The sequence below is a fragment of the Idiomarina sp. T82-3 genome, from assembly GCF_001577655.1.
GTDB classification, from domain to species: domain Bacteria; phylum Pseudomonadota; class Gammaproteobacteria; order Enterobacterales; family Alteromonadaceae; genus Idiomarina; species Idiomarina baltica.
Genome location: NZ_LSBQ01000029.1, coordinates 1 through 18,554, shown reverse-complemented (window position 1 = coordinate 18,554; position 18,554 = coordinate 1). Strand labels below are relative to the sequence as shown.

Sequence of the window (18,554 nt, the reverse complement as noted above, 5' to 3'; positions counted from 1 at the left end):
GTGACGTTGCGCTGAATCCCTCCAACGTCGAGGAAATTAAGCGTAATACTGCGGTTGCTTAAAACAGGTTTTTTGGACAACTCGGTTGAAAAACACCGTACCTCCTTCAATTTACAAAACCTTTCCCTTGGATAGAAAGTCTCATCGCTTTTGGGCTGAGCTTCGGCAAGTTATTGATAAAGCTGATAATTCTAAAAAATAATGCATCCGCAAAAGGATGGCGTACCTTTGGGGGGGACCTTTGGGGCTTAAGTCTTAAAGCTCAATAATAAGCTTATTGGGAAGATCATTAGAGGAAGTATGCTCGGCAGGATAGTGCTGAGTTAGAATTTTTCCCATCTCCTCTATGGCCTTTATGATGGCATGAGTATGATTACCTGCCTTAAGAGCTAAGAGTAATTCCTCTAGAACTTTCTGCCATACCTCATTGGAATGTGTTCCAAGCTTACCTTGAAGACCGCTATCCACGGTGATAATCACTTTGTGCTCTAATAGCGAAATAAAGAGCTGAACTCCATTTCTATTGGGAGTGTCTACCACACCATTGGTGAGGAAGCTCTCCATGGCCCGTTGGCGGGTCTCTTCTTCCACCTCATCTTTGGTGGTAAAGAGCATCTTAAATATTCCTATATGGCCTAAAAGAAAACCAATAACGGCCCCGACAATAAAGAGATAAAGGAAGTAGATAGGATCAGTCTCTGAAGAAAATTGATAGTACAGAAAGTCTCCTAGGAAAGCTCCTAGGAGTGCTAGTCTAAAATGAGCAGCAGGGTAGAAATCTGATTGTTTAATAATGACAGGAACGATTTCGCCATTGTTATTCATTTCGGCCTGAAAGATGGCCTCTTTTATTTTTGCAAGATCATCTACGCTAAAACTACCAGTCGCCACTTGCGCCTCCTCCGGAGAATCCGCCGCCACCACCGCCGAAACCTCCACCTCCAAAGCCACCGCCACCACGGCGTCCGCCTCCTCCGCCACTTAACATCATGAACAGAAGAAGAGGGTTTTTTCTAAAGAGGAAAATTATAATAAGAAAGAATATAAGAGAGAACCAGCTCGACTTCTTTTTTCGTCGACGGGGAGTTTGACTGGCCCCTAGGTCCTTACTTTTTACATCGAGTTTTTTTAAGACTTGGCCTAGTCCGAGCTTTAGTCCCGCACCGAATTCTCCACGTTTAAAATACGGGGTCATTTGATCGATCACTCTCTTTGAAAAAAGATCTGTGATCTCTCCTTCTAGACCCTGACCAACTTCAATTCTTACTTTGCGCTCTTTCTTTGCCACTAAGAAGAGGAGACCTCGGTCCTTCTCTTTTGTTCCCAGCTTCCACTCGTCTACAACCTTTATGGAGTAGCCTTCAAGTGACTCATCCTCCAGAGAAGGGACGGTTAAAACGGCCATTTGAGCAATCTTATTTTGATGAAGTCTGTAGAGAACACTATTTAAAGTGTAGAGGCTGTTTTTATCGATAATCCCTGCTTGGTCGGTTACGGGTTGCCTTAGAGTTGGAACTTCTAGGGCAAGAGTATCTGTGACCAAGCATAGGTTTATAAGGATTAGAATATCGAGGAAGAGCAGCGCTCGCTGAGTCAGTTCCAGGATTTTCTCTCTAACCTTGAGCGGGCGAGAGCCAATAACTAGCCTGCCGGGGCGCAACGGTTTGCCGCCGCCCCTATTGGCTTTTTTATAACGTAAACCCCATCATGGAGTAGAATATGATTACCGTTTACCACCTTGGCGTTTCCCAGTCTGACCGGGTAGTCTGGCTGCTTGAAGAGTTAGGTATTCCCTACAAGCTTGAGTGGTTCGATCGCGGTGAAGACATGCTTGCACCCGAGGCGTATCGTGCACTTCACCCGGTAGGTACAGCTCCGATTATTCGCGATGGCGAGCGGGTGTTAGGTGAATCCGCCGCCATTGTGGAATATCTAAGCCAGAAATATGGCAACGGTGCTTTAAGTGTTGCAGTGCATGAGGATAACTACGCAGACTACCTTTACTGGATGCAATTTAACGGCAATATCATGGCAATCCTGTATGCAAAGTCTGTAAAAGGCGACGATGCAGACTCTTCAAACCCATTTGCCGTAGCGCTCACCCGGCGAGAGGAAGCCTATTACCAATACCTGAATCAGCGACTCGGCGAAGCCCCTTACCTGGCGGGTGATAAATTAACCTGTGCTGATATTATGGCCGTGTTCAACCTGACAACGCTGCCGCGGTTTGGGGGGCGTCAGGTGGATGACTTGCCGAACGTCGTCGCCTATCTCGAGCGAATTACTTCGCGACCGACCTACATCAAAGCCATGGACATTGCAGGCCCTGATGCCCATAAACCCGAATAGGAAGGAACCAATGACCGCTTCACGTACTTTGCCGCCCCTCCAGCTTTCTTGACTGGCACAAATTGTTTAGGTTATCAGTTATCTGCCCTCCATTCAGATCCACCTTGATGTCCTACGCTCGGGCAGATATCAGATAATCTTCGGTGGACGAAACCGCGGGATGTTACCCCTGTGGTTTGGCTATGGGGATTTCGATGGTGGATATGAGTCTGCTGTAGAGGATGATCGCCAAGATCACGTGTTTCCAGTGGCGCTTTGTTTCTATTTGCATCTGATTTTCACGTTTTTATTCAGCTCGGTTGTCTCATTCTATTCATTGTCATGGGGTTTATAGCGTTTCAGGTAAAGCATCATCCTCACCAGTAAAGGCGCTTTTTTATCTCCTTAAGCACTCTGCCTATTTAGGGGGCGCTCTTGGTAAGTATGCAGGTAGCCTGAGCGCCGACACCTTCATCGGTGATTGACATTGCCTGCACACGAAGGGTGCTGAGTCTGTCTCCGATTCATTGGCCGTCTTTTTGATGTCTGGCGGCGGAGCTACGTGCAGGGCTTGTCTGGCCATATTGAGTTTGGCTTTACTGGCCAGTAACCCATAATGCCGGATACGATGAAACCCGGTTGGTAAGACATGCAATAAGAATCGACGCATGAACTCGTCACACGTCAGTTGCATCGTCCGGTGCATGTTGTTTCCTTTGCGCCGGTAATCCTTATAGGTGAACGAGACATGTGTTTCATCAACGGATTGTAGTCGGCGATTCGCAATCGCTACACGATGCGTATAACGCGACAGGTACTTCAGCACCGCTTGTGGTCCTGCAAACGGCGGTTTGGCATACACCACCCATTCCATGGATTGTTGCTGTTTGCACCATGCCATAAAGTGCCCGGCGTGTTCAAAGCCACTGGTCTGCGTCAACTCCCCGAAGCACAGTAACTGCGTCGATTCGTATAACTCACGTACGCCTTGCATATACAAACGGCGGAACAAGCGTGATAACACTCTGACCGGCAAGAAGAAGCCCTTTTTACACGCTTTCCATTGCTTAGCCTTATCCAGCCCGCCACCGGGCACAATGCAATGCACATGAGGATGATGCATCATCGCGGAGCCCCACGTATGCAACACCATAGTGGTGCCAACCTCAGCGCCTAAGTGTCGCGTATCACCGGCAATGGTCAGCAACGTTTGTGATGCGGCTTTAAACAACAACTGATACATCTGTGCTTTATTGTAAAAGGCCAGTTGTGCTACCTCACCAGGTAAGGTAAACACCACATGGTAGTACTCTACAGGTAACAACTGCTGCTCTCTGGCTGCAAACCAGCGTTTGGCGCTTGACCCCTGGCACTTCGGACAGTGACGATTACGGCAGGAGTTATATGCGATGGCATCGGTATGACAGTGTTCGCAGTGCAGGTGATGAGCACCTAATTGGGCACTTCGACAACGCTCAATGGCTGACATCACTTTCAGTTGAGCTAAGCTTAAATGCCCATGCTGAGATTGTTTGTATTGGGCACCAGACAGACGAAACACATCCGCCACCTCAAGCGGTGGCCGTGAACAACTCGACATAACGTCACGCTCACAATGCCAGTGTATCTAACGGACTCACCACCTCTCGCAAGAGTTTGCTGGCGACTTGTGCATACAGCGCAGTGGTTTCTAGTTTACTATGCCCCAACAGCGTTTGGATGATGCGAATATCGACTTTATCTTCCAGTAAGTGCGTGGCGAAACTGTGCCGTAAGGTGTGCATGGAGACTTTTTTATTCAGTCCTGCATCCAGACACGCAGATTGACAGGCACGACTGAGTTGACGGGTGCCAATAGGGTTTAACGGATTCTGCCCTGGGAACAACCACCCACCCGGTAGCATTAGGTGATGCGCTTTGGCATGTTTGTACCATTGGCGAAGTGTACTCAACAGCATTGGCGATAACATTGCCATTCTGTCTTTCTTCCCTTTACCTTGCTCAACGCGCAATAGCATGCGAGAACTGTCGATATCCGTCACTTTCAACATCGCCACTTCGCCAATCCGCAACCCCGCCCCATAAGCGACCGAGAAGGCAGCTTTGTATTTGATGCTATGTGTGGCATCAATCAGTTGCTTGACTTCCTCTTTACTCAAGACCGTCGGCAACTTCCTTGGCACCGGCACGGTGCTGACTTTGAGCATCACATCAGGTCGATTCAAGGACTTATGGAATAAGAACGTTAAACCCGATAACGTGGCATTGATGGTGATGTTAGATGTACCTTGCTCGGCCAATGTGAGTTGGAATTGGCGCAATTCTTCAGCCGTGGCATCCTCTGGCGAGCGTTTCAAAAAGGTAGCGAGTTTCTTCACGCCTCTGATGTAGCCTATTTGCGTTTTAGGACTGAGCCTACGCATGGTCATATCTTCAATCATGCGTTGGCGTAAGGGGTTGGATCCTTCAAAGTAACTCATGGTTTCACTCCTGAGTAAATTCAGGGCGACATTGCCCTTCCTTCAGCTTAGAAGCGGGGAACGAGATCAGAATATAATTAATGAGGTGGGGGCGGCACTACTACCGCGGAGCGGTTTAGTCCTGTTGTCTTTAGGCGACCTTGACTATCAAACCAGTTTCTACCAAGTTTTGCACAAATCGGAAATGTCGCCATCTGGATGAAATTTCAATATCCAACCTTAGAATGCAAATAGCCGTAATAAAAAACAGAAAAACGAGAGCTTTGCAGTAAAGTTAAAGCAGTTTATTCAATCAAACCCACAGGTTTTGGATAAGGAGACGAACAAAGAGAGGTCTATGCTCTGGGGAGACATTGGGGTCCTCGTTAAAACTAATGGCGATGCAATGGAGCTAGCAAAGTCTCTGACAGAAGCTGGTATTCCAGCGCTATGTGAGCAACCTGGACTCTTAGAAGAGCCAGAGGTGGCGTTGGTTCGTGCTTTAATGGAGATTGCGTATAGTAATGAAAATCGCATCGCCTTTGCTGAGGTGCGCAGTATTATCAATTCAGAGGCTGTAGAGGCGTGGTTACCTGAGCTACTAAACGACGATGCAAAGCCGTCTGAGTTATTGTTTAGAGAGTTAACCGAGGCCTTAACTGCACTTAGAGATAAGAAGCAGCAGTTGTCTCCGACTGAAATGTTAACAGCGGTATGCGCCAATACTCCGGTATTATCGACTATCCGACGCTGGGATGATACATCGTTCAACACGCAACAACGTCTGGCTAACTTAGATGCTTTTCATCGGTTGCTTGAAGAGTATGAGCATGAAAATACGTCCCGGGGCCAACCCGTAACGCTTGAGGGGTTGAACAGGTTCTTATCACAAAGCGCTTATCGTAGGAACGATATCAAAGGAGTGCCGATTGGTCAGGCAGTATCGGTCATGACTATCCATAAAGCCAAAGGGCTTGAGTGGCCCTGTGTTATTTTGGCGTTCCTTGATAAGAATCCGAAAGACCGCTTGTTTGGTGTAACAGTCCAAAGCAATGGCGATGCGTTTACTGTCGATGAGCCACTGAGAGCGCGCCAGATTAAGTTTTTGCCGCCTTATACAAAAGGATCCGCGGGTAATGTATTTACCTCACTAAAAGAAACCCAATTTGGCAAACAAATGGCAGAGAAAGCCACTGAGGAAGAGCACCGTTTGCTCTATGTTGCGTTCACCAGAGCTCGAAATTATTTAGCGACACTTCATGATGGCAAGAGAGGTGACAAACAGGTCAAGTCGCTATTGAACGAGTGCGATTATGACTTTGCTGAAGTCTGCGATAGCTGGCCGAAGGCGGATGTTGAATGTAGTGAGTCGCAGCTGCCGTTTGTCGAACCGGGGAAGCAGGATCTAATGCCGCGCTATATTCAGCCTTCTTCAGTCACTCTCTCGGAGCCATTTGAGGCTGTCAACGTGTCACATTATGGTGCCACTCAGTCTCTGAGTGGCACCATAGATACCGCCCAATTGGGTAATGCGCTGCATCAATTGATCGCTTATATCGTTTTAAATCGTGACGAAGACATCAGTCGAGTCACTAAAAGGCTTCTGCTACCGCATATTTTAGATGAGCAGAAGTTAAAGCCATTAATGACTCAAGCCCAACGTTTTGTTGAGACAATCGACGCTGAGTTTAATCCAAGCAGTGCATGGGTTGAGATGCCAGTGAGTGCGTTGAATGATAAGAGCCAAACCATAAAAGGTAGTATTGACCTCTTGCTTGAAACCACCAATGGCTTGGTCGTTATCGATCACAAGCTACGTGGGGCTAAGACTCCTGAGCAACAACTAGGGTTGATAAAAGATTATGGAGGTCAGTTGAACGCATACAAGAAGGCGCTCGAAGCAAACGGCCAGCCAGTTAACAAGGTTATTCTTCACGCTTTCAATAGCGGCAGTTTGATCGAGGTAGCGACTGTGTAATAAAAAAGGAGCCGAGTGGCTCCTTTTTTATTTTGTGATGACTCAGGGTAATCACTCAGCCCGAATTAATGCTTTTTGCAATGATTCCTCAAAGGCATTTTCTTCGGCAACGACTAATACATGCAGACCTTGTGTCGAAGGGTCGACTAAGCGCAGCAGCACCCGCGTATTGCTTAAACGCTCGTCGATGACCTGTCGACTGGTTTCTTCAAAGGCTTGGGTATGGCGACGCGAGTCTCCGTTCTCAGTTAATTTGGCCTCGCTCTCAACCAACGTTTGAATTCGGCCTGCCAGTTTGACGAGCGCTCGCGCCTTTGCTTCCGATTCACTTCCTGAATGTGAGTACCCAGTCTCTGTCACGGTATAATCATCAATGGGGTAACCACAAACCCATTTCGGTGCTGGCGTTTTTCCATTTTTAAACGTGCACTCAGCAATGTACTCGTCATAAATTGCTTGATCTTGTGCGATCGTATCGAGCAAACGGTCGGTTGTTGAACAAGCACTAAGAGCAAGCATAGCAGCAAGTACGGCAGCAATTTTAATGTTGGTCATAAGACGCTCCTTAACAGTAAAGCCATTAGTTGCTGCCCATGTTACAAATTTAAAGCGACAAAAAATGTCGCACCGAAAGACCGTTTTGTTTTCGGTTCATGATGTACCAGATGATTTGCTCTTCATCGCCTTCTTTTAATCTTCTTGGCGATGGAGACCAGAAACGAGACAACAAACTGTAGCCACTCGGGTGACCAAGGTCGACGGGGTAGGAGGTACCTAAGTTCGGCAACTGACTATTCTGAGAGTTATAACCTTCTAGACTGTTGTCAGTGATAGACGGGATATTTTTTAATGGCTCATATAAGAATTGCCCATCGGGTTGTTTCAGGAAAACCGCGAGCTCTTGTTGGCATTTTTCTTCAGAGTCGCATGAACTACCGCCTTGAGTAACATCGATAATGTCTAAGCGTCCATCCTTGTTAAAGTCCTTAATGTAGAGAGATCCCTCACCAGAAACATAACCATACTCGCCAGTACCTAATCGCAACTCATTATTGATAAGTCGATCGGTTAGCTCAACTAGGTTTTCCTTCGAGTCGAGAGCAAACAAGCGCAATACTCGTCCATCGTAGTATGGCTCAACCCGGGTTTGTGCAATGACTAATTCATCACCAGGGTAATCTGAAGCGAGCTCGCCCATAATAGCGTAATTGGTGTGTGTATTATCCGTTCCCCAATACTCTTCTGGTAACTCCATCACCGTCGGTTGGTTAGCCATGGTGAGCGCATTCCCAGAAGTTGAGCTAATCATTAGCTGGTTGTTATGTATATCGACTGGATCAGGAAAGACCTGACGATAATCCAACATAGCGATATCCGTTTGGCCATCACCATTCATATCTCCAATAGCCGATGAAAATGGACGTGACCATTGTTCATCTGACGTATAGTAGTCATCCGTTTTATCGGTAAAGTGGCCAGTACCATCATTTAATAGAACGGATAAGCCAGTGTAAATGTCTGGGGTGCCATCATTATTGATGTCGCCAACAGATAAATTGTGGCCGATGGAATATCCATCCTCTGTGCTCATATGCAAATTTAATTGATCAGACTTATCTTCAAGTTGGCCTTCACCATTACTTAGTAAAAGTAAAGGAAGTTGAGGCCCAATTTCATGAGCAGCGAACTGTTCGTTCCATTCGTCATATACCTGATATAAAGCACTCGCAATAATGTCATCTGTGCCATCGCCATTAAAGTCAGCGGTTTTAATTCGATAGGCGCTATGTCTCTGAATACTCTCGTAGTTTTTTATGATGTCGTTATTGAGCGACATTGTTCCGTCACCGTTATTTTGGAAGATCATCACGCGTGAGGGGTACTTATCAACGTCTCTTGGCAAAGTATGTGGGAAATAAACGATGGTCGTCGCAATATCGGTATGGCCATCGTTATTGAAGTCGCCTTCGGCATAATCTGCAGAGCCTTCGTAAAATGCATAAGACTCTCGGCAGTCCTCTGGTGTCGGGTAACATACTGTCATGGGCTCACCATTCTCTGTGATCGTTGAGAAATAAAGTCCAATATTTTCTAGCCGCCACTCGTCTGTTTCTGTCGCGACCTCTTCAGCTAAACGATAATCGTCATAATCATTCGCGTAAAGCTGTCTGGGGTCATTGTCGATATTGACTGTAACACTCTTCGAATCCACAGTAGCGTCATTTTGTAGAAGTTCGACAATAAATGATGATGAAGTGCTGGCTGTGACCTCAGGTAATGTGACAGTGAGTTGCTTACCATCCAGTGATAAACCGAGCTCTGGTCCTGAGTCCTGAGTTACGCGCAGTTCTGCTTCGTCGCCTGCTGTCCAGGAGATAGTGATAACTTCAGTATGATTCTCATCGGCCGTGATCGTGCTGATGTCATTTAATTGAACGGGCTCTGTTGTCGGGTTACTGATGCTTGTATCCGTCGAGCTCGAAGAGTCACTCCCGCAAGCGGTCAATACCATACTGGCGGCCACTATCAGTAGCCAAGTTTTGAAACGGAAATATAAAAGCATAAAATCTCCTTTTTTGTGTAGTTTCGCTGGTCCACTAATGCCTGTAAAGCTACGAGACACGGGCAAGAAAACCCATGGTAGGATTATTTGTGCGCTTAAAGGCCAGGTTTAGGCGATTCATATCCTGGTGCAATTCACATTGCCTCAGCCACTGAATCAATTGCTGAGGCGTAGCAGAGCAATTATCGGGTAACCGAGTTGGTGTGAGTTGATGCCGAGCAGCAAACTCACTTGCTTTAGACTGGATCACCTGGCTTGACCATGGATTGAGGGTGAGCTTTACATCAAAAATCTCAGCGATAAGCGGATAGACAGTTAACGCTTTTGAGTCGCTAAATGTGATAACGAGTGGAGAGTGAAACTCCCGAACCACACCCGATAACCACCGGTAGAAGCTATCTGGGTTTGGCATGATACGCTCGGCTGCCGCAAGCAGTTGGTCCAGCTCATCGATCACAAGCATCTCACGTTTAGTAGCCGCGCGTTTAAAAGCATTCCCAACCGCAGAGAAGAGAATTTGCGGATCGGTAACCGTCAGGTCAGCACTGTGATAAAAATGCGTGCTTTGGCTACACTCAAAACACAAATAACGAGCGAGCGCGCTTTTACCAGACCCGCTTGTAGCCGATGGACTTGTTATTAACGTCCGGATTGCAGCGTTAGCTTTGTACTTGTCCGCAAGGTACTCAATGTTAATGTCGGCGGTTACATTACAGAGCGACGCATCGAACTCACCAAGCTCTTTGCTGTGCCAGCAAGGCATATTGGGGAATCGAATATCGAGAACATCATTCGCGGAAAGCTCGCTTTGTTTCGTTCGCGCAACCAACCGTTTTAGTCGCTCAATTTCGGCCGGAGTTTGGATCTTTAGGCTGGCTAACGCATGTATCCGTGAAGAAGTTATTTCGTTATCTTTCAGGGCATCTTGTAACATCCCAACGCGTGAGCGGTAATCAAGCATTGGCATTTTTACGACAAGATCAAAACGGCGCAAAAATGACTCGTCGAACTTGTCGATGTCATTGCAGATCCAGTAAGTTGTCGTGCAGCGACGCTCAAGTGTCTGGTTTATCCAGCCTTTTCGCTTTTGCTCATTTTCGCGCTCGTTAAGCACATCTTCAACTTCGTCGAATAGGATGTGACAAGTTGGTGAGTTCTGCAGCATATTTGATATGCGTAAAAACTCACCCAACCGGTAGGCGTTATTGTTACTGTCAGCTCGATTGTCATCAATAACAGGTACTTCATAGAGTTTCGCTCCAGCATCGCTGGCAAGAGCTTTGGCCAGCTGAGTTTTTCCAGCTCCAGGAGCGCCGACGAGTAAAATAGATAGAGCATCCGTAGAGTAGTGAGTTGCATCACTCACGGCATCTCTCAACAATTGAAGTTGCGCACCAAGGTGTGAGAAATCTGCAACGCTATGCTTTGTAGTTGAGCTTGCCTTCAATAACCCCGACAGAATGTTGTCATCAACGGATCGTGCATTGAGAACGCCAGCTAGAATGTCCTCTTGCATTTCAAAGCGAGCGCAATGAGACAAACAAAGGCTGTACGGCGCAGGGCCGGTCAAATGCATTTGGACAATCGTCGACTCATCGCTGGTTAATTGTAAAAACGAGGTGCGGTCGACTCCGATCAAACGACTAATGATGTCCAGTTGAGAGTCATCTGAGAAGGTATGCTCAAGGAAGTCCCGCAGTGCGCCAATCAAACGAGAGTGAGAGCTCAAAAATGCAAATGCGAGGATCCGATATTCTTGCTCCGTTAATTTAAGCTGTTTTTGGAGAGCTCTTACCCCAGTGATCTCAGCGACACGCGGAGACCAGTCGATATTTGGAGTGTCACCAAAACTGACCAGTTGTTCAAATAGGTCCTCTGGAAAATTATAGAGGCGGGTCAGGTGTCGAATACGCATCGATAACTTTTCTTTCGACTCTTTATTGCCACTTAAGTTAAAGCAGCGTGCTAACCAGTAAAAACTAAGGGGAGCGCATGCTGACTCAAAGCTATCTTGTTCGATACCGCTGAAGTCTATAGGTAAAGCAGGCAAAGTGGGCGAGACAGAAAGTGGTGCGTTCATAGTTATCCTCTCAATTAACATGAGGAAGAAGCATATGGCATTGCTGCGACAAAATATGACGTCACCACCCTATAGGCTGAATACAGTTACTTTTTAGGGTGGAGAATTATGAAGTTGATTCTGATAGCCATTTGCTCGCTATGCGTTGCTGCTTGCAGCAGTTCAGTATCGAAATACCAATACTGCTCAGTAGCCCACATCGACGATCCCGCTTGGGTGAAATCTGACCGAACTAAGGGGTTCTTGATATCTAAAGTAGGCGTACGGCATACTCGAGAGGCAGAGCGTGATATCACCCGTGTCGTCAAACTATCTTTAGCAGAGAGCCTATACGCCGATGTGCATTCTTATCGACAAAGTTACTCCAACAGTGACCAGTTAGCTGTCAACCAATCAGTGAATGTAGCAACCAATGTCGTGTTAAAGAACGTTAAAACCGAGTTTGAAAGGGCAGGGAGCTGTCTGGTCGCCTGGGCTACTGTGTCGCCGCAGGATGCTGAGATTGCTCTCAATAAATCGCACCCCATCAATAGTGCGGAGCATAAAGCCTGGCTCAAGATTAGTAATTCGAGCAGGAGGCAAGCGTATCGGGCGCATCTCAAAAAGTATCCAAGGGGTCTTTACAGTGAGACGGCTAAAGCACGAATAGAGCTCTTGGAGCAACGACACCGGCAGAAGACGATAAGCAATAGTTCTGCGAGCTCTACAACGAGAGTGCTTTTGCATCTAATAAATAGCATCGCTTATTGATGCTTATGCACGAGTTAGTATAGGTTGGTTGTAGGAATGGTTATGGAGATTTACTTGAATGTCTTTGTATGAGCGCGACAAGCTCCTACTTGAGCTAATACGAGAAAAGCCGAGGTCGTACTCGGAGTTAGAGCTGTTGCTAAGAGAAAGAGGATTTCTTTACTCAAAGAGAAGTATTGAACGGCGTCTGCCTAAGTTGAAGTTGCAAGGTCATCCAATTGTGAAGCTGACTAAAGGGACCGGCACCAAGAGACACGTTTGGAAGTGGCAAAACAGGCCGACTTACGAATCTGCTGAGCAAGATGAAGAGCATATAACTGAGGACTATCAAGCGCTAGCGATAGCGTTAGCTGAGAGATATTGGTCGATAACCGCGTTGCCAGAGAGGGAAAAGTCTTTATCGCGGCTATTTGAAGAAGCGCGCGAACAATTGAGTGAGAGCGAGTCGCGAGAGGCGCGCTGGTATAAGAAAGCTCGTGCCGTTGAACCATCGCATTGGCTAAAGGAACCGCAACTTAATAAGCAGGTTTTTGACACGATCCGAATTGCTCTATTAAGAGAAGAGCCAATAAAAATAAGCTATAAGTCCCATGCTCGAGACGCCCCGTATAAAGTCAGTGTGACGCCTTTGGGAATTTTTTTTAGAGGGCGAGTAGCTTACTTAATTACTTGCGATCATGATACAAAGAGGATAAGAAATCGCCCAATCTCCCGAATTGTTGAGGCTACAGAAATAGTATCTGAGCCAGCCATCCTGCCTGAAGATTTTGACATCGATAATTATATTAAAGCCCATGCAGAGTCTATTACGTACGGAGAGCCTCTTCGTTTAAAAGCAATCATTTTCGACTCAGTGGAGCGCGAGATATTTGATGCTCATTTAGGCGAGAATCAGGTCATCACACCTTACGGTACTGACGAGCGATTTAAACTTCTTGAAGTCGATGTTCCGTACACTCTGGATGTTATTCAATGGTTGTTAGCTCGGGCGGCCTATTTAAAGGTATTAAGTCCGAGTCCTTTTAAATATAAATTTGAAGAAGAAATTCGGCGCATGTACTTAAACGCAACGAGCGACAAGCCGAGTGTTCCCAAGCAAAAGAATTTTACGTAAGAGATAGAAAGACAATTCTGCGACAAAATTTGTCGCGACTACCGGTTATTATGCATTCCGTTGCGTTGCAATAGCTTTGCCGCGGCTTTTTCATCTTTATAAGAAGTCTGAAAAATGCATAGACTTGAAACTATTGTTGAGCTTGTCTTTTTGATAATGGTGACCGAGCGACTAGTGTGTTATTGTCGGCTAACTTGAATGAGGTACTTTCACTTCTAAGTGAATCGCCACTTATTTGTAGTATCAAACAATATAGTTTTGTAACGAATATAGTGAATGCTAATGAATTGCCCAAGATGCCAAACCCCGCGATTGAAACAAGATGGGCTTGAAATTGAGATTTGTGTTTGTGGTTATAATTTCAATGATTCAAGTAAATCAACCGTACACGCAAACGAAGAGTTTATATTCCATAACACACGTACGAGCCATAAGCGTTACGAGTCAATGGTAATGTATGCACTACATTACTCGCTACGAGATGTTGAACTGCTGTCTCAACATCATGTAATCGCTAACGATAATGTTTACAAAATTGACGGCTATTTCCCTGAGATTAATTTAGCAATAGAGGTAGATGAGCCCTACCATGAAAAGCAGCGCGAAGACGATGCTAAGAGAGAAGAGAGTATCAAGGGTCTTTTAGGGTGTGAGTTTATTCGTGTGACCTGTGACAGATCACTGTATGAACAGGTAGATGACATTGTTCGGCTCGTTAAAAGTCAAATTTCCACTAAATGGATACACAAGCGCAGTCAACCCAATAGGCATTCGGGCAAATATACTATTGATCTGTGGGAAGGCTTAGTTGCTAACCATATTCCTGACATGATGGATACTTTAGCAACTAAACTTGCTTCGCAAGGAGCCGAGGTTTGGTATGGTTCTATTAGTGGTATCCCATCAACGAGTAATGGAGAATATGGTTTTTTGTTAAAGAAAAGTGGGGTGACTTTCGCTATTTACTCAAGGAAAACGAGAACAATAAGAGTAAGGGTAATGGAGCTAGACGACCGAATTCCTGCGGAATTTATCGAAAAACATTTAATCCCAAAACAGCAAAAGGCAGGCAAAAGACCTCGTTTTTATGCAATTGAAGAAAAAAATTATTATTCAGATGAGGAAGCTGCATTAGACGCTTTGGATAACCTCTTGTCTCACTTATAGGAACATTGCATTTGCAGAGTCAATTTGGCCGCTTGAATTGTCATTGATTCGCTAGTTTGATGTCGAAAAAATTCGACATCAAAACTGGGACGGCCTGATTTTTATAGACACCTTCTAACTGCTGACCTTTCCCCTGAACTAACACCATCTTATCGATGAAATTTCCACGTATTTGCCACTACTAGAGAGGATGAACGTGGGATCCGGCAACGAATTTAATATGGCATTGACCTGTTTTGGTTCCATATGAACGTCTCATTAAGCTAATTAAAATTGGTTAAATATCAAACAGCCAAGCTAACTATACATAGGGTGAACTCCGTATTCTACTAACCCAGTAGGTTTCGTTGGGTACGCGTAACCCTGTTATTTACCGTAACTTAGCTGAACAAGCTTTTGTTTTGTGAAATTAAAATACGCTTATGCGTATAAAAAACAATTTAGACGTATAAGCGCATAAAAATTGACTTATACGCATATAGGCATAATACTTGCTCCATACGACTTTGCGTATAATAGAGGCTGAAATGAAAATCACTGATCCCAAAACATTATCAACCTACCTCAGGGATGAACGAAGACATCGCGGTCTGAGTCAAGCTAAGGTTGGTGACTCAGTCGGGCTTAGGCAAGGGACGGTCTCTAAGTTTGAGTCAACACCAGAGAAAATGCAGCTCGATACGCTGTTTCGCTTGCTGTCCGCTCTAGAACTCGAACTGGTAGTTCAGCCAAAAGGTAACACCTTAAACAGCGAGAGCTCTGCTTCCTCAACGTCTAGTGATAAATGGGCAGAGGAGTGGTAATGAATACACTCGATGTATATATGAACGGCTACCGCGTAGGTCAACTGACCCGTGATGATTCGGGCGCTCACACATTTCGTTATGATGAAGTGTGGATTGATAAAGAGGGGGCACGACCAATCTCTCTGTCTTTACCCCTACGTCATGACACTTATTCAGGAAACGAGGTAATAAACTTTTTTGATAACCTCCTACCTGATAGTGAGGAAGTAAGAGACCGGATTGTTGCTCGTTATCAAACCGACTCAAGTCAAGCTTTCGACTTATTGGCAGCTATCGGGAAAGACAGTGTTGGTGCATTGCAGTTCCTCCCAAGTGGAGAAGCGCCTGAGAATATTCGTGAGTTAAAATATGAAAAGCTCAGTGAAGAAAAGTTAGAGAATGTGCTAAGAGGTTACAGGTCAAAAGCACCCTTGGGAATGCTTCGAGAACTGGAAGACTTTCGAATATCTATTGCTGGGGCTCAAGAAAAAACAGCTCTTTTAAAAATAGATGGGGCATGGTGTGTTCCAAATGGAAATACGCCCACGAGTCATATTATTAAACTTTCGATCGGGAAGATTCAAAGCCATGATCATACAATCGATTTAAGTGATAGCGTCGAAAATGAAATGCTTTGTTTAAAAATAGCGCGGGCATTCGGTTTCAGAGCACCGAATAGTGAGGTGATTACCACACCAAATGTTAAAGCCCTCGCAGTTGAGCGTTTTGACCGTGCATATTCGAGTGATAACTCCTGGTTAATGCGACTTCCCCAAGAAGACTACTGTCAGGTGTTTGGACTTCCGTCTGCACGAAAATACGAATCGGATAATGGTCCGTCGATCACCAGCATTATGAAGCACCTCCAAGGTTCTGCTGATTCCACCCGTGATCGTGAGACCTTCATGCGTGCACAAGTGCTCTTCTTCCTTCTAGGCGCGATTGATGGGCATGCAAAGAATTTTTCTGTGCATATTAAGCCTTATGGGGCTTTCAGATTAACGCCTTTGTACGACATTATTTCAGCTTACCCCGCTGTTGGCGGGACAGGGCTCAATATTCGTGATTTGAAACTTGCCATGAGTCTGCGAGGATCAGCGGGGAAAAAGTGGAAGATCTATCAAGTGTACAAGCGACACTTTTTAAATGTGGCTAAGGAAGCTGAATTCAGCCCGACGAGAATGAATGAGATTATCACCGAGCTTTGTGAACAGGTTGATGAAGTTATTGAACGTGTGCGAGGAGACCTACCCAATGATTTCCCAGAAAGGGTTTCGGTACCAATTTTTGAGGGTATGCAAGAGCGAAAGCGCCGACTGCTTGTAGAATGAACACAAATTATAGCGTACCAATGTCGAAATTTTTCGACACCGAAACTCAGGTTTTATGAGTTAAGCCATAAATTTTGTAACGGGCAACGGTCAAACTGCGTACGTCTTTATGTGTCAAAAAATGACACTAATCGTTATGAAACACTTAAAATCAGAGTCGAAAAATGCTTAAAAATACTATTTAAGACATTGATAAATAAGCTAAAGTCTATTGTTAACGACTGGCCGATCTGCCCTCCGGAGGCAAAGGTCATAGGTTCGACTCCTGTAGGGTGCGCCATTCGTAGGTCGCGCATTTTGCGCGACAATATGTTCTCACCTACCGGAAACCCGTTCATAGAGCAATAAAGTGTTCGGGTATGCGATTTTCGTCCCATTAGAATCTCAATGATTTTTTCGCAAGTGAATTAGTCGGCGTGGACACTTCATTCTTGGGCAGGTTGACGATCTTAAACTCCAATTCGAGTACCGCACACAGTTTGATAAGCATATCGACAGAGACTTTTTCATGTCAGTTTTTTATGCAGAATTGTGAATAAAGCAAGTTTATACATATATCTGTATAAAAGCGGGCCGACGATTGGATCTTTAAACGATGTGAGTCTGTTTCGACGCTGGCTTTATTTTACATTGCGTTGGGATGTAACTGACTGGCTGATGGCACAGCAGAAGTTGTTCTATCAAACGCTACCGGAGCCTGAATTGCAACCGCCGGATATTGTTGAATGTCCGCAGGCATTACAGTTCTTTAGAAGTTTTTGAGACCCCACAAAAAAAGCGAGCCCTTAACAGAGCCCGCCTTTTATTAAACCACCCTTAAAACGGCTTAAAGCGTCTTCAACAACTCTTCAACGGCACGTTCTAATTGCGGATCCACGTTCTTAGCTTTATACGCCGGTGGATTAAAGACCTCAATATCAGGTTGTGCTGGGGTAAAGTCCATGTTGGCGTCGGACTCTTTTACCCACCAGCCTCTAAACGGCATTCTGATAATTGAGCCATCGACTAAGCGCTCAGCACCGGTACTGATAACCGCGCCAAAGGTCGGGCGGCCAACGAGTTTACCAATATCTAATGACTTATACGCGTGAGCGAAAATTTCAGCGTTTGAGTAGCTGTTTTCGTTGCTCATGGCAATCGATGGTTTGGTCCATGCTGACAACGGTAAACGTTCAGAGTAGGGGTATTTATCTCTGAATTTCTTCTGGTCTTCGTCCAGATTGTCAGTCGCACCGCGCGGGATCGTGTAAGCGTGTTGCTCTACGTTCAGTACGGCCATGAGGTAGTCGGTTGTCCAGCCACCACCGTTGTAGCGTACGTCAATGACGATACCGTCTTTGCCGTAGCCGGCGGCCATTAGTTCACGCTCAAAACGTTCGAAGCTGGTCCAGTTCATACCGCGAATATGCAAATAGCCCAGGCGACCGTTGGAATACTCTTCGGTTAGCTTACGACGTGTTTCGACCCAGTTGTCGTACTTCTCGTCACTTAAACTTGTGGTTGGCCAAAGTACCACTTCGGTTGGCTGGTCGGCTCGCGTAATATCGAGCAACACGCGTTGGTTGGCATAGCCGTTCAGCAACTGATAAAAGTTCGCGCTTTTAACCGACTGTTGGTTGACCTGTGTGATGACATCGCCGACTTGTAGGCGGCTCTCATCACGGGCGGCTGGGCTTTTATCCAAGACAGACGTTACTTTTAAGCCATCGGCAGTGGGCGCGACTTCAACACCGAGCAAACCGGTGCGGGTTTCTTGGGTGTCTTTCGGATTTTCACCACGATATAAGCCCATGTGACTTGCGTTCACTTGGCCAAGCATCAAGTTAAAGATGTACTGAAAGTCTTCTTTCGTTGATGCTTTTAACGCCAGTGGACGATATTTTTCTTTCAGCGCTTGCCAGTGTTACCAACGGAGTAAAATTGATCCACTGACAACGGTTTAAAAGTGATCCACCTGAGGCATCATAGCCGCACTTTTCAATAAGACAAGGCGGCCTAA

Annotated in this window: 15 protein-coding genes and 1 pseudogene; 7 read left to right on the top strand and 9 right to left on the bottom strand. The window is 45.7% G+C overall.

Translation table 11 applies throughout. The annotated features are described in order from the left end of the window. Positions 1 to 255 precede the first annotated feature (255 nt). Positions 256 to 891 carry a TPM domain-containing protein gene (locus AWU56_RS12580; protein ID WP_286682720.1) on the bottom strand — a complete coding sequence of 212 codons (636 nt, stop codon included), beginning with the start codon at positions 889 to 891 and terminating at the stop codon, positions 256 to 258. Then, on the bottom strand, positions 878 to 1,660 hold the full coding sequence (locus AWU56_RS12575; RefSeq protein ID WP_286682719.1) for a TPM domain-containing protein: 783 nt from the start codon (positions 1,658 to 1,660) through the stop codon (positions 878 to 880). The genes AWU56_RS12580 and AWU56_RS12575 overlap by 14 nt, the downstream gene beginning before the upstream one ends. 59 nt (positions 1,661 to 1,719) lie before the next feature. Here AWU56_RS12575 and AWU56_RS12570 point away from each other — a divergent pair, with 59 nt between their 5' ends. Next, positions 1,720 to 2,349: a glutathione S-transferase family protein gene (locus AWU56_RS12570; protein ID WP_286682718.1), complete on the top strand. Its 630-nt coding sequence runs from the start codon at positions 1,720 to 1,722 to the stop codon at positions 2,347 to 2,349. A 397-nt stretch (positions 2,350 to 2,746) separates the two neighbouring features. Here AWU56_RS12570 and AWU56_RS12565 read toward each other — a convergent pair whose 3' ends face one another. Both AWU56_RS12565 and AWU56_RS12560 read right to left on the bottom strand, forming a co-directional pair. Then, complete coding sequence (locus AWU56_RS12565; RefSeq protein WP_286682717.1) at positions 2,747 to 3,928, bottom strand: IS91 family transposase; 1,182 nt, start codon at positions 3,926 to 3,928, stop codon at positions 2,747 to 2,749. 10 nt (positions 3,929 to 3,938) lie between these two features. Then, entirely contained in the window at positions 3,939 to 4,808 is an 870-nt protein-coding gene (locus tag AWU56_RS12560; RefSeq protein ID WP_286682716.1) for a tyrosine-type recombinase/integrase, read from the bottom strand. 337 nt (positions 4,809 to 5,145) lie between these two features. Between AWU56_RS12560 and AWU56_RS12555 the strand changes: the two genes are divergently transcribed. Beyond that, positions 5,146 to 6,765: a 3'-5' exonuclease gene (locus AWU56_RS12555; RefSeq protein ID WP_286682715.1), complete on the top strand. Its 1,620-nt coding sequence runs from the start codon at positions 5,146 to 5,148 to the stop codon at positions 6,763 to 6,765. A gap of 51 nt (positions 6,766 to 6,816) precedes the next feature. On the opposite strand, the gene AWU56_RS12550 is transcribed toward AWU56_RS12555, so the two are convergent. From AWU56_RS12550 to AWU56_RS12540, 3 genes are read right to left on the bottom strand one after another with little or no spacing between them, the layout of a single operon-like run. Beyond that, positions 6,817 to 7,320 (bottom strand): hypothetical protein, encoded by a 504-nt coding sequence (locus tag AWU56_RS12550; protein WP_286682714.1) that lies wholly within the window; start codon positions 7,318 to 7,320, stop codon positions 6,817 to 6,819. Positions 7,321 to 7,369: 49 nt separating this feature from the next. After that, complete coding sequence (locus tag AWU56_RS12545; protein ID WP_286682713.1) at positions 7,370 to 9,328, bottom strand: FG-GAP repeat domain-containing protein; 1,959 nt, start codon at positions 9,326 to 9,328, stop codon at positions 7,370 to 7,372. A gap of 49 nt (positions 9,329 to 9,377) precedes the next feature. After that, positions 9,378 to 11,408: an AAA family ATPase gene (locus tag AWU56_RS12540; protein WP_286682712.1), complete on the bottom strand. Its 2,031-nt coding sequence runs from the start codon at positions 11,406 to 11,408 to the stop codon at positions 9,378 to 9,380. 970 nt (positions 11,409 to 12,378) lie between these two features. On the opposite strand from AWU56_RS12540, the gene AWU56_RS12535 reads away from it, so the two are divergent. The 5 genes from AWU56_RS12535 (at position 12,379) to AWU56_RS12515 (ending at position 17,317) form a co-directional block, all read left to right on the top strand. Beyond that, positions 12,379 to 13,272 carry a helix-turn-helix transcriptional regulator gene (locus tag AWU56_RS12535; protein WP_286682711.1) on the top strand — a complete coding sequence of 298 codons (894 nt, stop codon included), beginning with the start codon at positions 12,379 to 12,381 and terminating at the stop codon, positions 13,270 to 13,272. 276 nt (positions 13,273 to 13,548) lie between these two features. Continuing rightward, positions 13,549 to 14,439, top strand: coding sequence for an AbaSI family restriction endonuclease (locus AWU56_RS12530; RefSeq protein ID WP_286682710.1), 891 nt, complete (start codon positions 13,549 to 13,551; stop codon positions 14,437 to 14,439). A gap of 527 nt (positions 14,440 to 14,966) precedes the next feature. After that, positions 14,967 to 15,242: a helix-turn-helix domain-containing protein gene (locus AWU56_RS12525; protein ID WP_286682709.1), complete on the top strand. Its 276-nt coding sequence runs from the start codon at positions 14,967 to 14,969 to the stop codon at positions 15,240 to 15,242. Next, positions 15,242 to 16,555 (top strand): type II toxin-antitoxin system HipA family toxin, encoded by a 1,314-nt coding sequence (locus tag AWU56_RS12520; RefSeq protein WP_286682708.1) that lies wholly within the window; start codon positions 15,242 to 15,244, stop codon positions 16,553 to 16,555. Before AWU56_RS12525 ends, AWU56_RS12520 begins: the two co-directional genes overlap by 1 nt. Positions 16,556 to 17,152: 597 nt before the next feature. Beyond that, entirely contained in the window at positions 17,153 to 17,317 is a 165-nt protein-coding gene (locus tag AWU56_RS12515; protein WP_286682707.1) for a hypothetical protein, read from the top strand. Positions 17,318 to 17,381: 64 nt separating this feature from the next. On the opposite strand, the gene AWU56_RS12510 is transcribed toward AWU56_RS12515, so the two are convergent. Both AWU56_RS12510 and AWU56_RS13005 read right to left on the bottom strand, forming a co-directional pair. Continuing rightward, positions 17,382 to 18,347 carry a S41 family peptidase gene (locus tag AWU56_RS12510; protein WP_416361550.1) on the bottom strand — a complete coding sequence of 322 codons (966 nt, stop codon included), beginning with the start codon at positions 18,345 to 18,347 and terminating at the stop codon, positions 17,382 to 17,384. A gap of 30 nt (positions 18,348 to 18,377) precedes the next feature. After that, a pseudogene (locus tag AWU56_RS13005) lies at positions 18,378 to 18,446 on the bottom strand (hypothetical protein); the annotation flags it as partial. Positions 18,447 to 18,554: the final 108 nt, after the last annotated feature.

Excerpts from the sequence above, each read along its gene's own strand:
- AWU56_RS12550 (WP_286682714.1), bottom strand. The coding sequence starts at position 7,320 with ATGACCAACATTAAAATTGCTGCCGTACTTGCTGCTATGCTTGCTCTT.
- AWU56_RS12545 (WP_286682713.1), bottom strand. The coding sequence starts at position 9,328 with ATGCTTTTATATTTCCGTTTCAAAACTTGGCTACTGATAGTGGCCGCC.
- AWU56_RS12565 (WP_286682717.1), bottom strand. The coding sequence starts at position 3,928 with ATGTCGAGTTGTTCACGGCCACCGCTTGAGGTGGCGGATGTGTTTCGT.
- AWU56_RS12560 (WP_286682716.1), bottom strand. The coding sequence starts at position 4,808 with ATGAGTTACTTTGAAGGATCCAACCCCTTACGCCAACGCATGATTGAA.
- AWU56_RS12530 (WP_286682710.1), top strand. The coding sequence starts at position 13,549 with ATGCTAATGAATTGCCCAAGATGCCAAACCCCGCGATTGAAACAAGAT.
- AWU56_RS12520 (WP_286682708.1), top strand. The coding sequence starts at position 15,242 with ATGAATACACTCGATGTATATATGAACGGCTACCGCGTAGGTCAACTG.
- AWU56_RS12525 (WP_286682709.1), top strand. The coding sequence starts at position 14,967 with ATGAAAATCACTGATCCCAAAACATTATCAACCTACCTCAGGGATGAA.
- AWU56_RS12510 (WP_416361550.1), bottom strand. The coding sequence starts at position 18,347 with ATGGGCTTATATCGTGGTGAAAATCCGAAAGACACCCAAGAAACCCGC.
- AWU56_RS12570 (WP_286682718.1), top strand. The coding sequence starts at position 1,720 with ATGATTACCGTTTACCACCTTGGCGTTTCCCAGTCTGACCGGGTAGTC.
- AWU56_RS12540 (WP_286682712.1), bottom strand. The coding sequence starts at position 11,408 with ATGAACGCACCACTTTCTGTCTCGCCCACTTTGCCTGCTTTACCTATA.
- AWU56_RS12555 (WP_286682715.1), top strand. The coding sequence starts at position 5,146 with ATGCTCTGGGGAGACATTGGGGTCCTCGTTAAAACTAATGGCGATGCA.